The organism is Neorhodopirellula pilleata (genome assembly GCF_007859915.1).
Classification (GTDB): domain Bacteria; phylum Planctomycetota; class Planctomycetia; order Pirellulales; family Pirellulaceae; genus Rhodopirellula; species Rhodopirellula pilleata.
In genome coordinates this window covers 165,714-180,182 of the sequence record NZ_SJPM01000004.1, presented here as the reverse complement: position 1 = coordinate 180,182, position 14,469 = coordinate 165,714, and the positions used below count along the sequence as shown (strand labels likewise).

General features: G+C 55.8%; 16 protein-coding genes. 3 read left to right on the top strand and 13 right to left on the bottom strand.

What is annotated here, in order from left to right; translation table 11 throughout:
- Positions 1–62: 62 nt before the first annotated feature.
- Positions 63–827 carry a hypothetical protein gene (locus Pla100_RS31580; protein WP_231602972.1) on the bottom strand — a complete coding sequence of 255 codons (765 nt, stop codon included), beginning with the start codon at positions 825–827 and terminating at the stop codon, positions 63–65.
- Positions 828–940: 113 nt separating this feature from the next.
- Entirely contained in the window at positions 941–1,306 is a 366-nt protein-coding gene (locus Pla100_RS11630) for a hypothetical protein (RefSeq protein WP_146577868.1), read from the bottom strand.
- Between the two features lie 300 nt (positions 1,307–1,606).
- On the opposite strand from Pla100_RS11630, the gene Pla100_RS11625 reads away from it, so the two are divergent.
- Both Pla100_RS11625 and Pla100_RS11620 read left to right on the top strand, forming a co-directional pair.
- Positions 1,607–2,200, top strand: coding sequence for a hypothetical protein (locus tag Pla100_RS11625; RefSeq protein ID WP_146458968.1), 594 nt, complete (start codon positions 1,607–1,609; stop codon positions 2,198–2,200).
- A 238-nt stretch (positions 2,201–2,438) separates the two neighbouring features.
- Positions 2,439–4,070 carry a TolC family protein gene (locus tag Pla100_RS11620; protein WP_146577867.1) on the top strand — a complete coding sequence of 544 codons (1,632 nt, stop codon included), beginning with the start codon at positions 2,439–2,441 and terminating at the stop codon, positions 4,068–4,070.
- 95 nt (positions 4,071–4,165) lie between these two features.
- Here Pla100_RS11620 and Pla100_RS11615 read toward each other — a convergent pair whose 3' ends face one another.
- Positions 4,166–4,564 (bottom strand): YbaN family protein, encoded by a 399-nt coding sequence (locus Pla100_RS11615; RefSeq protein ID WP_146577866.1) that lies wholly within the window; start codon positions 4,562–4,564, stop codon positions 4,166–4,168.
- Positions 4,557–5,384, bottom strand: coding sequence for a succinate dehydrogenase iron-sulfur subunit (gene sdhB, locus Pla100_RS11610; RefSeq protein ID WP_146577865.1), 828 nt, complete (start codon positions 5,382–5,384; stop codon positions 4,557–4,559). The genes Pla100_RS11615 and sdhB overlap by 8 nt, the downstream gene beginning before the upstream one ends.
- Positions 5,385–5,559: 175 nt before the next feature.
- Between sdhB and Pla100_RS11605 the strand changes: the two genes are divergently transcribed.
- Positions 5,560–6,009: a hypothetical protein gene (locus Pla100_RS11605; RefSeq protein ID WP_146577864.1), complete on the top strand. Its 450-nt coding sequence runs from the start codon at positions 5,560–5,562 to the stop codon at positions 6,007–6,009.
- On the opposite strand, the gene Pla100_RS11600 is transcribed toward Pla100_RS11605, so the two are convergent.
- The 9 genes from Pla100_RS11600 to Pla100_RS11560 form a co-directional block, all read right to left on the bottom strand.
- The gene (locus Pla100_RS11600) at positions 5,993–6,742 is read right to left on the bottom strand and encodes a DUF542 domain-containing protein (RefSeq protein WP_146577863.1); all 750 of its coding nucleotides are present in this window, start codon (positions 6,740–6,742) and stop codon (positions 5,993–5,995) included. The genes Pla100_RS11605 and Pla100_RS11600 overlap by 17 nt on opposite strands.
- Before the next feature lie 29 nt (positions 6,743–6,771).
- Entirely contained in the window at positions 6,772–7,107 is a 336-nt protein-coding gene (locus Pla100_RS11595) for a cupin domain-containing protein (RefSeq protein ID WP_146577862.1), read from the bottom strand.
- 5 nt (positions 7,108–7,112) lie between these two features.
- On the bottom strand, positions 7,113–8,264 hold the full coding sequence (locus tag Pla100_RS11590; protein WP_146577861.1) for a cytochrome P450: 1,152 nt from the start codon (positions 8,262–8,264) through the stop codon (positions 7,113–7,115).
- Positions 8,261–9,598, bottom strand: coding sequence for an outer membrane protein assembly factor BamB family protein (locus Pla100_RS11585; RefSeq protein WP_231602971.1), 1,338 nt, complete (start codon positions 9,596–9,598; stop codon positions 8,261–8,263). Before Pla100_RS11585 ends, Pla100_RS11590 begins: the two co-directional genes overlap by 4 nt.
- A gap of 145 nt (positions 9,599–9,743) precedes the next feature.
- The gene (locus tag Pla100_RS11580) at positions 9,744–10,079 is read right to left on the bottom strand and encodes a cupin domain-containing protein (RefSeq protein ID WP_146577860.1); all 336 of its coding nucleotides are present in this window, start codon (positions 10,077–10,079) and stop codon (positions 9,744–9,746) included.
- Positions 10,076–10,369, bottom strand: a complete 294-nt coding sequence (locus Pla100_RS11575; protein ID WP_146577859.1) for a GYD domain-containing protein — start codon at positions 10,367–10,369, stop codon at positions 10,076–10,078. The genes Pla100_RS11580 and Pla100_RS11575 overlap by 4 nt, the downstream gene beginning before the upstream one ends.
- Positions 10,370–10,396: 27 nt before the next feature.
- Positions 10,397–11,239 carry a class I SAM-dependent methyltransferase gene (locus Pla100_RS11570; RefSeq protein ID WP_231602970.1) on the bottom strand — a complete coding sequence of 281 codons (843 nt, stop codon included), beginning with the start codon at positions 11,237–11,239 and terminating at the stop codon, positions 10,397–10,399.
- Between the two features lie 4 nt (positions 11,240–11,243).
- The gene (gene ric, locus Pla100_RS11565) at positions 11,244–11,960 is read right to left on the bottom strand and encodes an iron-sulfur cluster repair di-iron protein (RefSeq protein WP_146577858.1); all 717 of its coding nucleotides are present in this window, start codon (positions 11,958–11,960) and stop codon (positions 11,244–11,246) included.
- Between the two features lie 122 nt (positions 11,961–12,082).
- Positions 12,083–14,416, bottom strand: a complete 2,334-nt coding sequence (locus Pla100_RS11560; protein WP_146577857.1) for a nitric-oxide reductase large subunit — start codon at positions 14,414–14,416, stop codon at positions 12,083–12,085.
- Positions 14,417–14,469 lie beyond the last annotated feature (53 nt).

Here is a 14,469-nt window from a genome sequence, read left to right as displayed (position 1 = left end):
GCTACTGGATCTTTAGCGCCGAGTCCGTGACGAGATTCGCGACTTTGTCAAAATGCGATTGCTCACTCTGCTCCCAAGCTAACTTTGACGTTCCTTCGCTGCGTCAACTGACCGGTATCAGCTGATCTTCCCAATGTCGTTAGGCTCGGAGGCGGACCGTCCATTCGGATTGGGCCGTCGTTCGTTGGTGGGTTGCTGGATGGCGGTTGGCGGTTGCTCGGTGCATTGAAGCGGGGAGGTTGCGGGACTGCATCGCGGTGAGGAAGCGTTGGAGCAGTCATCGGCTGACGATCAGGCGTGCCGAAAGTGACGGCGGGGTTTCGGGGACTTGGATTCACAGGGCCGTGTGCGTGACCATCGTGTGAATGGTCGCCATGATCATGGCCATCGTTGGCATGGTGGCCGTGGTCATTATAGGAACCCGTCGCGCCGTTTGGAATTTCATACTGACGGGGTGCGTCGAGGTAGGGTGCATCCTGATGGGGTGGAATCTGTTGGGACAATCCACCTAGTGCGGGCTGGTTGTACTGCAACGGGCAACCGACATCGTCGGGGCAGTACACGCTGTTGTTGCTGTGATATTGGTTCAGCGGCATGTCGACGTATCCGAGAGCGATCGGGGCGTGACCGTGATGGCTGTCTTGGTAGTGGTACGAGTCGTGCGCATAGTGATGACCGCCCTGGTAGTGCCCGTAAAAATGTCCGTGGTCGGTATGGTGATGAGTTCCATGACCATATCCATGCCAGTGCTGAGCAGTTGCTGGTTGCATTTGCGAAAAGGAAGCGAAAGCGAATGCGGCGAGCGCAACAACGGCGTGTTTCGGCATGTTTTTCATTTCGTTGTAAGTTTTGCACAGAGACAAGAAGGACGGACGAGACTTGCTCGCCCGTCCAGTCGATTCAGAACGGTCGGTAACATTCGCAAGCGAACAACGCTTGATTAGTGATGGCCGCCAGCACCTAGAACATGGAAGCGTCCGATATCAAGGTGCAATCCACCGCGTTGACGATAGGGTTGTGATCGGTAGGTAGGAGAGTACTGTTGCTGGTATTGCGGTTGATAGCTCGGTTGGTACGTTTGGCCGTATCCATAACCGCCGTAGTTCGATGTATAGCCGTAATTGCCATAGGTTTGAACCGGTGCTTGAGCGTAGCCGCCATGGTGACCGCCACCGTGATGGCCGCCGGAGTAGGCGTGGTGTCCGCCATGACCACCATGAAAGTAGTCGCTAGCGGTGGCACCGGTATTTCCGGCAAAGGCGAACAATCCTGCTGCGAGAGCGGCAATTGCGAAGGCACGATTCATAAGGTGTCAGTCCTGAAATTCGAGGGGAGGTTCACGGCAAGTGCCGCTGGAAACACATCTAACGCATTGCGTGTGCCAAACCGAAAAACCAGTGAATTCCCAGGTTTGACACCAGATGCCTGACGTCAAGTTGAATACATCGCGACCTCATTACGATCTCATTTCAAGATAAGTCGCAGCAGATCGACGCGATTGCACCCCTCGCGTGGGATGGTACAATAACCCTTAGCGGGCGATGCGAACAATTCGACGGATTTGCATTGTCCTTCACAGTTTGCCCCACGTTAGGAGTTTAGACCAATGAAATGTTTCCTCTCAGCATTCGCCGTTTTGGCTGTCGCGACCACCGCACAAGCCCAGTGGAGCGTTCCCCACACGACCACGCACATTGACCATGTGCCACACACGACGACGCACACCGATTACGTCCAACATGGCAATCACGTTGACGCGGTGCCTCACACAACAACCCACATTGACCGCGTCCCGCACACGACCACGCACGTCGATCATGTGTCGCCGTACGGCAATTACCCAACCACGACGCAGCCGTATCAGCAACGCTATCAATCGGCCCGGCCCGTGATTCAGGGCCAGTACCAGCAGCAATACCCGCAGCAACAGTATATCCAGGGACAGTCGTATCCGCAGCAAGGACGAGTGATTTACCGAAACGGCATTCGCCAGACTTACACTCAACCGTATCAGTCTTACCGCCCATCGTATCAGCAACCGCACCTGCATTCGCAAACGCACACCGACTACGTGCCTCACACACAGACGCACATTGATTACCAGCAACATGGCAATCATCTGCACGCGGTTCCTCACACTACCACGCACATCGACGCCGTTCCCCACACGACGACGCATCTTCATGGTGGCCATCACTAGGCTTGTGTCCAAGACAGTTGAATAAATGACGTTCGCCGGAACGGAATCCGGCGTCAAGCGGCCACCTGTTGGACGCACTTCTGCGGACCTCTTCCGCACCGATCTTCCGTACGACCCGCATCACCCGACCTGAGCAGGTTGCGATAGGCCGGATTGCAAGGGTACGACGTGAAAATCCCCTCGTCCCTAACCGATAGGAACCAACGGCTGGTCTCATTTTTTCACGGAGGAAAACGCGGTGATCGCAACACAACCGACCAGCAATCGTACTCGTCAATCGCGGCGTCGGCGGTTGCGTGCGGCTTTGAGTATGACATTGATGCTGGGTTCAGCGATGAGTTTCACGGCGGGTTGCCAGAGTGTTGGCAATCAAGTTGCGACATCAGCTCACAATCCCACAATGCTTCAATCGAGCGAAGCGAACGTCGCCTCAACACCGGCGACGGCCATCGTTGCGGCACCCGTGATCACGGTCGCATACAACGACAAGTCGGATGACGACAAACCCGTTGCAACGGAAGAGGACGATTCCGATAAGGAGTCCGCCGGTTCCTTGCGAGGCATCATGGCGCTGGATTTGCCCGAACAGTCGCTCAGCGAAGTCGCCGTTGTGCCATTTTCAACCGGCAATGAGTACTACCTCAGCGAACAGCCCGCCGGATTGACGCTCGAAGCGATCGAGTCGATGGCTTTGGCGAACAATCCGACCATCGCTGAATTGGTCGCGACAACGCAAAAAGCCGCGGGTTTCAAATGCCAAGTCGGGCTGCGTGCCAACCCTGTACTCGGCTACAGCGCTGTCCAACTCGCCGACCAAGGTACCGATCAGCACTCGGTGTTCATCTCGCAAACAATCATCACTGGCGACAAACTTGCGCTCAATCGCGCCGTGCTCAATGAAGCCTTGCGTGCGCAGCTGATGCAGCTGGAAGCTCAGAAATACCGTATCGCGACTGACATTCGCATCACGTTCTACGATGCCTTGGCGGCACAGCAACGAGTGAATTTGATCCGCGATTTCCAATCGGTCGCTGACAAGGGAGTCGATATAGCCGAGCAACTCAAAGAGGCACAGGAAGGCTCGCAGCTGGAAATCGTTCAAGCAAAGGTTCAAAAGAACGAGATCGACTTGGCTCTCCGGCAAGCCCAGATTCGCTTCGACGCCGCTTGGCGAGAGATGGCCGCATTGGCCGGCAATCCCGACATGATGCCCGTGGCACTACTAGGCGCACTGCCCAACGCGGATTCCGCCTTGGACTGGCCCAGCGTTGCGGCCACGATGATCGCATCGAGCCCCGAAGTGCAGGCCGCGCAGGCCCGAATCAATCAAGCCAGAGCCAACCTTTGCCGCCAACAGGCTCAGCCGATTCCGAACCTAGATTTGCAACTTGCCTCTGGGTATGACAACGGCACGGACAACGGCATGATCAACTTTCAAGTCGGAGCACCGATCCCGGTCTTCAACAAGAACCAAGGCAACATTTCGGCGGCCCGCGCTGAGTACGTGCGTGCGTCACGCGAACTTGACCGAATTCAAAACTCGATCAAAGCACGCTTGGCCCAGGTCTCGCGAGACTTCGATTCTTCCCTGGTAGCCGTGGAGCAGTATTCCAACGACATCCTTCCCAACGCCGAAGAGGGTTTGAAGCTGGCTGAACTCGCTTACAAAGCTGGCGAGACGAGTTTCGTGCAAGTTCTAGTGGCGCGTCGAACGTATTTCGATACGAACTTGCAGTACATCGTTTCTCAACAACAACTCGCCCAAGCTCGCGCCCGCGTCGATGGTTTTGTTCTGACCGGTGCATTGGATGCGGTCGTTGACAACAGCGGCGACGATAGCCTTCGCGGCCTGACACTGAGTCAACAGTAGCCGTCGGATGTTCTCTGGAGTTACCGCGAGGTTTGGCAACTTCGTTTGCGTTCGGTGTTGCAGACGATGAAAGCAACCACGCTTTGGTTCACTCATTACTTAGCCAAATCGCCACGGGCGACGGGTAAGCGAGCGACCACCGAAACGCCGTAGACCGCCGCGCAGAAAACGACCAACTTGAACGCGGGGCCAAGTGAACTGAAAATTAGCGTTGAACCGACCAACAGCGTGACCATCGCGTAGGCCAAGCGTTTCACCTTGGGGCGAACACCGCCTTGGTCGCGCCAATCTTGCAGCGGTCCGCCAACAATGGGCCATGCCATCGCTTTGGCATGCAGAGCCGGTGACACGCGGAGCAGGAAATAGCACATCAACAACAGGAACGGTGTCGTTGGAATGCCGGGCAGCACGACACCGATCATGGCGAGCGTGAAGAAGAACGCCGCGCCGCACCAGTACAAAAATCGCTTCGGACCACGTACGGGTTCAACCATCGAAGAACTTCTTGATCACATGCAGAGTTGCACTACGGTTAACGCGGCCCCATGATTCCATCAACGGGATCGCTTTCGGGCAAACGGCTTGGCAATTCCCAGCCTTGCCGCAATTTTGAATGCCACCTGGTGCAATTAGCGACTCGAGACGCTGCGACGCCATCGCCTGCCCTGTCGGGTTGGAGTTCATCAACACGGCTTGGCTCATCGGAGCCGCCCCGATGAAGTGACGGTCCAGGTCTTCGTCCCGACGCTGCTCATACTCGATGTCGGTTTCGTCGTCCTGTCGCAGGATCGAAACTTGCTGATACTGCGGGCACGCTTCCAGGCAACAACCGCAACTCATGCATTGGCTGAGCGGGTAGTTCTGTTCCTGCTGCTGGACACTTTGCTTGGGGCCGCCACCCATGTCGTAGTAGCCGTCAACGGGAATCCAGCATTCCAGCCGCTCAAGAGCGCGGAACATTCGGTAACGATCCACGCACAGATCACGCACGACAGGAAACTTGCTCATCGGACGCAATTCAATTCCGCTTGGGTCGTCTTCCAGCAAGCGGTCCACCAATGCAGAGCAAGCTTGTCGAACGCGGCCGTTGATTCGCATGGTGCACGAACCGCAAACCTCCTCCAAACATCCCGACTCGTACGCGACTGGCGTGACCTTCGCACCATCTTGTGTCTCTGGCTTCGCCGCGATGCGCTGCAAGACACTTGTGATGTTCAAACTGGCTTCGTAGTTAAGCGAGAACGATTGCCAGTAACTCGGCTTGGAAGGATGGTCTTGTCGCTGAACGCGAACTGTGAACGATCTATTCGGCATTGATGTTTCCAAGTGAGTGGTAGTCGCGCAATCGGTTTGCGGTTTGAATTCCGATCGGCGGAGCGTTCGGGCGACAATTCGCTTCCCAGCTTCCGAACGAACACCTTTAGGTATAGAATACGGTGAGTAAGTTCAATTGTCCAGGCCTGCGGTGCCATGTAAGGAGATCGGAACGATGAAACAACCTCGAACGGTTTACGATGTGCTGGCCATGTTGGCGGACTACCACAACCAGAGGGCCCTTCGTTATCGACAGCTCGTCGGTGCGAGCGTTGATCCCCAAGCCGACATTCTGTTGGATCATTTGGTTGAGCTGGAGACACGTTCATCTCAGGTGATTCGTGGTGAGATGGAGCAGCTTGACCCAGAACACGCAACCTACTTGATCACCGGCCCGCAACTGAGCAGCGATGCGATTCATGCTGCAGACTGTTGCTGTAGTGACGAGCCTAGCTTTCACGACGCGCTTGGCTGTGCTCTGACCTCGGATCAACGACTTACCGAGTTGCTCGATCGGATGGCGGATTGCACAGCAGCGGCATCCGTCGTGGAATTGGCCCAGCGGTTGCGTGAGTTTGAAACGACGAAGGAAAGACAAATCGCCAAATTCACTCGCCAGGATTAACGCCGATGGCATGGTTCAACGACTGACGCACCCGCGGAAACAGGATTGATTCTTCTTTGTGAACATGGTGCCGGACATCGTTTTCGATCCAACGTAACAGGCCGTACATCTGAGCGAACTTCGGACACGCATCGCAGGGCGCTTTGAAATTCTCGGACGCGGTTCGTGCGTTCTTCAATGCCTTTCCAATGTCTTCGTGATTGAATTGGATGCGGTGAATCATTTTGTTCAACGATGCTCGAAGGCAAGCGTCAGGTTTACCGCCTGCTTCAAGTTCCCGAATGGCGGGAAACAGGCTACGCTCCTCTTCGGCCATCACACCAAGAATATCGTCCCGCCAATTCATGAAGTGCTGTTGGACTTCGTGCAAGGATTCGTGGCTCTCACCGTGAAGGGAAACGACTTCCGCCATCATGTCGCTAAGCAACGGCAACGTCTCCTTCAACAATTTGTGATGCGTGTGTTCGATTTCGTCACAAAGCTTGGTAAGAGACGCATGCATCCAGTCCGTTTCGTGCTTGTTCCCCGCTTGCGCAACGGTGTGTTTCAGCAACGAATGAACTCGAATGACTTCGAGGCCATTCTCCCAACACGCATTCTCCAGCGGCTTGGTACCGTCGCAGCAGTAGTCGATTTGAAGCATGTCAAAGACTTCGGCCGTCTCGGGATAGTTGGCCACCCAATCTCCGACGGTCGCACTGGGTGGCAAACTGGCAATTCTTGAGTCAGACATGAGAGAAACCTCGCTAGTGAACGATGCCGCTACTTTGATCGGCTAAACACAATCGTGACCAGGACCGTGGAATCTTTGATCGCTTCAACCGCGTGCGGGACGGCGGTTTCCAGGTACAACAGCTCGCCTCCATTCAGCGTGTGCGAATTCCCATCGGCCGAAAAACTAATTTGGCCTTCGAGGCACTGGACGGTGATTTCACCGGGGGCTTTGTGTTCAGCGATTTGCTTGCCGGCGGGCAACACCAATCGGATCGCCTCCATCATGTCGGTCTTGAACAGCGTATGAGTTTTCGAGCTTGCAATCTTGTCACCCAGCGGCTCGAGGTTGATGACTTGCGCAGGCTTCGCGTGAGAGATGGCCATGATGTCTACTTCCATTGGAAACGAGTGAAAACGGTTGTGTAGCCACTGTCCGGATAGGCGGCCGGTTCAGCGGTGCGTGTTGGGTCCAGCGTGAATGACGCTGTTTGCTGCAAGAGCGACTCCATCATGACTCGCAGTTCCATTCGTGCCAGTGGAGCGCCGGGGCAAACGTGAATACCGGATCCGTAGAGCAAGTTATGTTGTGGGTCACGATCAAACTTCACTGTACCCGCGTCTTCAAAAACGATCTCATCGCGGTTGGCGGCGATCCAGTTCAGGTAAACTCGCTCACCCGCGTCGATGTCGACGCCGCCGAGCTGAGCGGGGCATGTCGTTTTGCGTCGGTTGCCATGCAGCGGATTGTGGACTCGCAGGATTTCGTCGATCGCAACGGGCAGCATGGATGGGTCGCGACGAAGCAGGCTTTGATGGTCAGGATGTTGAGCCAAATGGTGAATTAGAATTCCGATGGAGGCGGCGATGGTCGCCAACTCACCAACGGTCCAGTTTCGCAGTATGCTCGATACCTCTTCGTTGCTGAGTTGTCGTTGGCTGATGGTCTCATTCATCAGCGACGAAGTCACATCGTTGTTGGTGTCGGCGTTGTTCAATCGACGGTTGCTGATCAGGTCATTCACGATCAGTTGCAATTCAGCGGCGAGACGCGACAGCGATTCACGATCTCCCGCGCCAGTCGCATGCTGTTGATCACTGGCCCAACGTAGAAGCGGATCATGCAGGTCGGTTGGCCAGCCAAGAAACGCACATTGAACGCGGACGGCAAAGTGGGAAGCCAACTCGGTCATCACTTCGATATCGCTGCCGCGGCCATACGCTTCTCGCAGCAATTTGGTCGCAATCTGTTGACACGTTGGCTCGAAAGCGGCCACTGAGTCGCTCGTGAAATAGCGTTCGATGATCTTGCGATACACCGTATGCTCAGGCGGGTCCATGCCATTGGGAACCGATAGATGTTGGGACACCTGATTGCTAAATGTTTGATGCTCATGAAGCACTCGCATGACATCAGCATGGCGAAACACCGACCAACCAAGCGATTCACTATGGGCGACCGGGCAGCGGAGACGCATTTCGTCGTACGCGCTGACCTGATCACGATTGACCTGATCCGATTCGGGATTCCATGTTGGCTTCATTTTGCGACGCCTTTCGGTTGTTGCCCCACGCAGAACAGAGTCTGCCCGGTGCGGATCAGCAACCGGTCCCTCGCGACCGCGACGCCGTAGACCATTGGATCGCCGTAGGAAAACATTTGATGGAGTTGGCTTTCGGGCATGCCCGCGAAAACCTTTTCAGGACCGGACTTTGGCTTCGCCTGATCGGCCGGCACTGTGTTGGCTTTGCGTTGTTTCTCTGCCGTCTCGCGTGCGTCCATCATCGCGCTGGCATCATAGAGCTGGTTGCGGGCGACTTGGTCGTATTCGTTGCCGGGTCGCAGCACGATGGTAAAACCGTTTTTCAGAACGAAGTAGACGAGTTGTTCGCCATCAGGCTTCGTGACGCCAACAGCCGAGGCCCAGCACGGATTGCCAATTCGTTTCGCGAAGACTTGGTCGCCTGATTCTTGGTTGACGCAGTACAAGACGCCGACCTTGTTCACATAGTAAACGTATCCGGCGAAGGCGAGCGGCGTTGAATAATACGAGTTCGCTCGCTCGGCACCCCAGCGGACTTTGTAGCCGAGTTTGCCGTCGTCTTCGGTCAGTTCAATGCAACAGTTCGATCCCGCGACGGCGTCTTCGTCGGTCGCGCCGCCGTACATCGTCGTTGATCCGACGAAGATGCGATTGCCAATGACCGATGCGGAGGGAATGTGGTTGCCTTGCAAGCCATCGAGCTGCCACAGGCGTTTTCCGCTCGCCGCGTCATAGGCATCCACGGTATCGGCCGAGCTGGTAACGACGATGGCTTGCTTTCCAGTCTTCGCGATCACCGGCGAGGACCACGACGGAACCCGATCACCTCGGTCGGCTTTCCAAACCACGTCGCCGCTGCGTTTGTCGATAGACGACAGATACGACGGCCCATGATGGTCAACCAGAACGAATAGGTGCGTTTCGGTTTGAGCGAGCGAACTGGCGACGCCGCGTTCGTTATCGACTTCGCCGAACGTTTTGATTACCGGGGTGCTCCAACGTATTTTTCCCGCGTGCGTCATCGCCGTCACGTCGCCATTGGCAAAGAACGAGTACACACCTGATTCATCGACGCAGCACGTCGGCGCGGCACGACTATTGCGAAAGTAGTTTTCAACTTTCGTGGTCGCTTCCACGTGCGTGGTCCAAAGATTCTCTCCCGACTGCAAATCGAACGCGTGAACTTGGCAGTCTTGTTGCCATGGTCCCTCGCTGCTGGTCACGTAGACATGATCGCCCCAAACGACTGGCGATGATTGCCCGTAGCCGGGGATATCAGCTTGCCAAGCGATACCCTCATCGGGCGACCAACGTGTCGGCAAGTCTGCAGTCACGGTCCCGCTGCCATCGCTACGAAATCCGGTCCACTTCTCACCTGCGTGGATGGGGAGAGCGACGAACAGGTAGAAAATTATTGGTAGAAAATGGCCAGCGGAAAAATTCGCTACCAGCAATCTTCTACCAAAATCCATCCTGGATTTACGCATTCGACTTCGCTCCCTTGAGCAGCAATAACAGCATCTTTGTTGGCGTATTCGCCGTGATGCTGTGCGACAGATTTGCGGCCATGTGAACGAACGTGCCCGTCGATGCGTGGATCGTTTCGTCACCCAAGGTCACCGTGGCGTCGCCATCGAGAAACTGCAGGATCGCGGGAACCGCGGCGGTGTGTTCGGACAGCTCTTGGCCGGCGTCGAAGCCGAACAGAACCACTTTCAGTGCGTCGTCTTGATGCAGCGTTTTGCTGATCGTTCCGCCGGATTGGATCTCGACTTCGGTGGCAAGGTCGAGGAAGGTCTTGGCTTGGTCGCTCATGATACCGCCTTCAATACGTTCTCGAATTCTTGGTTGTCGTAGCAGCGCATCGTCTGGGTACGCACGTTGCCGTCTTTGGCCAGTTTGATCAACAAAGCAGAACCGATCGCTTCATCGGGCGTTTCAAACACGACGCAACCGTCGTACTGGCCAACGGTCCAAACTTGCGAGACCAGCTTGCCGCCAGCGTCACTGACGGATTTCCCGAAGTCCGATGCTCGTTGCACTGATTTGTCAACGTTGCGAGCGCCTTGGTCTGTGAATTGGAGGAGGGTGAGGTAACGAATCATCTTTAAATTCTCTAAAGTTGGAAGGAATTAGGATTTCTGGCCGACCATTGTGACGGCGCAAAGGTGATCTTCATAACGACGAAAAACGCGACGCATCGCGTGAATTCGTTTTCGTGCGGCGGGTGTTCGCAATACGTTGAAAGCGATCCGAGCGGTGCCGAAGAAACCTTCATCGGCCAGGACACGTCGCGGTTCCAATAAGTGCATCGGAGCAGTCACGCACGTCGATGAATCGACACGCAATCCGGCCGCTTCGAGCGTTTGCCGCCACTCCGAAACGGTCAGCGGACGAGCGCCGACGTGGATCGCTTCGGAGACATCTTGCATGATCGCGTCCTTGAGCGATTCATCGAGGTCGTCCGGCATCAAACCGAGTTCGTGAATCGCGTAGCGACCGCCGGGACGCAAAATTCGCCAGGCTTCTTCGGCGATCGCCTGTTTTTTACTGGCGACTTGCATCGTCAACATCGCTTCGCCGTAAACGACGTCCGCCGACTCGCTTGGCAAACCTGTTTGTGCCGCATTGCCTTGGACGCAGCGGTCACGCGGATCGGACACCAAGGCTTGCACTTGAGCCGCCGCGTCGGGGTCGCGTTCGACGGCGATGTACGCCGCCGGGCGCTTCGCCAGTGTCATGCGAGCCGTGGTGCCCAACCCCGGTGCGAGTTCGACGACCGTGTCGGAGGATGAAATCATCAATGAATCAAGCATCCGCCGGGTCAGTTCGATACCACCGGGGCGCAGGACTCGCTTGCCCATGCGTGCCAGCAGCCAGTGCCCCGGCATCTTGGATGCGTCGAGTTTCTCGCCCGGCATCGCGGGGGAAGGCTTGGCGTGCGAACCAGCTTTCGGATGAGTGGCGATGGTCATCGTTTCAACCTTTGCCTTGTTCGAGTTGAATCGCTTTAGGAAACAACACGTTGTTCTCCTTGTGGATGTGTTGGTGCATGTCTCGCTGGAGTTGCGAGAGCGAGTCCAGCATCGCACGGTACGTGTTGCAGGCCCACTCGGGCGGCGTGTAGCCGTCGGTGGACTCACTCAAAATCGCCAGTGCGTTACCCGCTTGATCATGCTCGTGTTCCATTTGGCGGATCGGATTCGCGACACTGCCGCAATGGAATTCCTGACGTTCGGCAGACGCTTCCAACTGACGCACGATCGGAAATAGGATCTTTTCCTCTTTCATCATGTGCGGTTCCAGTTCTGCTTTGAGGGCGACGAAGGCCTCACGCATCTTGAATAGCCGCTCGTCCTTGTCTCCGTGGACTCGCGAAACCTTTTCGGTCATGAAATCGAGCCGTGGCAACTCTTCACGCAGATAGGCGTGGTGTGTGGTTTCGATGTGATCGGCCAGTTCGGTCAATCCCATTGCGTCGACGTCCACCAGCGTGTCCGTGTCAGCTTGAGCGTCGTTTGTCGTGATGGCTTGCATTACTTCGTCGACTGCAATGCCGCGTTTTTCGCAAGCACGGTTGAGCGAGATCTTGCCGCCACAGCAATAGTCGATTTTGAGCGACTCAAAAACGCGAGCGCGGGTTGGTTTCTGGCGAACGAAATCGCCAACGGTTTGTTCGGGATCGAGGGTTAGCATCAGTGGGTTTCCTAGAAAGATGAATTGGTAGAAAATTACTGGTGGAAAATGGAAAGGAACCGAAAGACGACAAGTGAAAATCTTCTACCAACAATCTTCTACCAATCGTCTTTTGATTCAGCTCAACTCATCAGTGCAGGCTCACGTTCCAGTTCGCTGATTACCTCCGACGTGTCTTCTCCGTCGTTTTCGGGTGGGTCGAATCCATCCGGTTTCTTCGAGAACGAATGGCCGGTCCAGAGTCCGAAGATGAACCAGACAAGTGCAACCGCGCCGAGGAAGAAGATCGTGTCGCCAGGAACTCGCATCCACCGGAGTGTTTGCATCAAGTCGGTTTGCATGAACTCGCTGCTGCGAGCGAACCAGTAGCCGCTTTCAACGGATGCTTTGGTTTGCAACAGACCGACCGGCAAGAGGCTCAGCAAGCACATCGCGGCTAGCCCGATGTTCATGCCCCAGAATCCGATCTTCAACATGCCGTCTTTCCACGGTCGGCCGGGAATCAACACTCGCAAACACATCAGCATCAACCCAATGCCAAGCATCCCGTACACGCCGAACAGTGCCGCGTGTGCATGAAGCGGGGTCGTGTTCAAACCTTGCATGTAGTACAGGGCGATCGGTGGGTTGATCATGAACCCAAAGATGCCTGCACCGATCATGTTCCAAACCGCCACGGAGACGAAGAAGTAGATCGGCCACTTGTAGCGTTGCACCCACGGTGATGATTTGCTGCGACGAAGGTCTTCCATCGCGTCAAACCCGATCAGCGTCAGCGGCACAACTTCCAGGGCACTGAACACCGATCCCCAAGCGAGTGCCACGGTCGGCGTGCCAGAGAAATACAGGTGGTGCAGTGTCCCGATGATACCGCCGGACAAGAAGATCGTCGCGGCCAACAACGCCGCCGCGGCAGACAGTCCTGGACGAACGAGGTTCAACCGCATGAATACGAACGCGATCACGGTGGTGGCAAAGACTTCAAAGAAGCCTTCGACCCACAAGTGAACGACCCACCATCGCCAGTACTCGACCATTGTCAGGTGCGAGTGTTGACCCCATGTCAAACCGGCTCCGTAGAACAACGCAATCGCTCCGGTCGCAACGGCAAGCAAAGCGACGAGGTGACGCTGCGAATTGGCTTCGGTGGAGTTTGGGTCGCCTTTTTGCCGCAGCGCCGGCCATAGCACTCGAAGCATCAACACCAGCCACAGCAGCAAGCCGACCATCAATCCGATCTGCCAGACGCGGCCGAGTTCGACATACTCGTATCCTTGGTGACCGAGGTAAAACGACACGGTGTCGCTCATGTAGTTCTTGACGCTCAACCATTCACCGGCCAGCGACCCGACGACGACCAACAGCAACGCACCGAACAGAACGTTCACGCCGAGTCGCTGAAACTTCGGTTCGTGATTGCTGACCAACGGACCGATGAACAATCCCGAAGCAAGCCAAGCGGTGGCAATCCAAAACAATCCGATTTGAACGTGCCAAGTTCGGGAGACGCTGTAGGGCAAATACTCAGCCAACGGAAAGCCGTAAAAGCCTTCGCCTTCGACACCGTAGTGGGCTGTGACAATCCCGAGTCCCATCTGAGCAAAGATTAACGCTGCGACGATCCAGAAGTACTTGATCGTCGCTTTTTGCGATGGCGTCGCTTGCCAACGGGACAGCGGATCGTAGGAGGGAATGCTGTCGGGCTTCTCTTCTTCTTCACGCCGCGATGCGTACCACCAGGCCATCCCGGAAATGCCCGCCAGCAGCATGATAACGCTGACGCCCGTCCAAACAATGTTGTCGCCGGTCGGTCGATTTCCAACCAACGGTTCGTGGGGCCAGTTGTTCGTGTAGCTGGCAATGTCGTTGGGACGGGTTGTGGAAGCGGCCCACGATGTCCAAAACACGAACGCCGAGAACTTACGCAGTCGCTCTTCGCTGGAGATCGAATTGGCGGGAATGGCGTAGTCCGCGTTGCCGTCGATGAACACGGTTCGGTAGTGATCGACATTGGCGTTGAAAGCTTCGGCCCGCAGCGGGTCAATCGTGACAATACCACTGGATTCGTCGAACGTGTTGGTTCGCATCAGGTCCGACAAACGGCCGCTCAGTTGGGCTTGTCGTTCTGAATCGAGTTGAGCGAACGGCTGACTAAACTCAGCCCCCGACCACTTGTCGAGAATGAACACGGATTCACGATGCAACCAATCGGCGGTCCAGTCCGGAGCGACGTAACTGCCGTGACCCCAAATGGAGCCGACCTGCATTCCGCCAAGCGACTGCCAAACATTTTGACCCTCGCCAACTTCTCCGCTGTCGATCAGCGTCACGCCATCGGTCGTGACATACTTATCGGGAATCGGCGGCATCTCTTGATAGATTCGTGTCCCGATCCAGCCAAGGATTAGGAAGGAGACGATCATCACGGCCGCAAAGGCCATCCATAAACGTTTCATGGGAGGTATCTCTTGTGAGCCGACGGCGCTAACCGCGGGTGTCGAGTATGAAT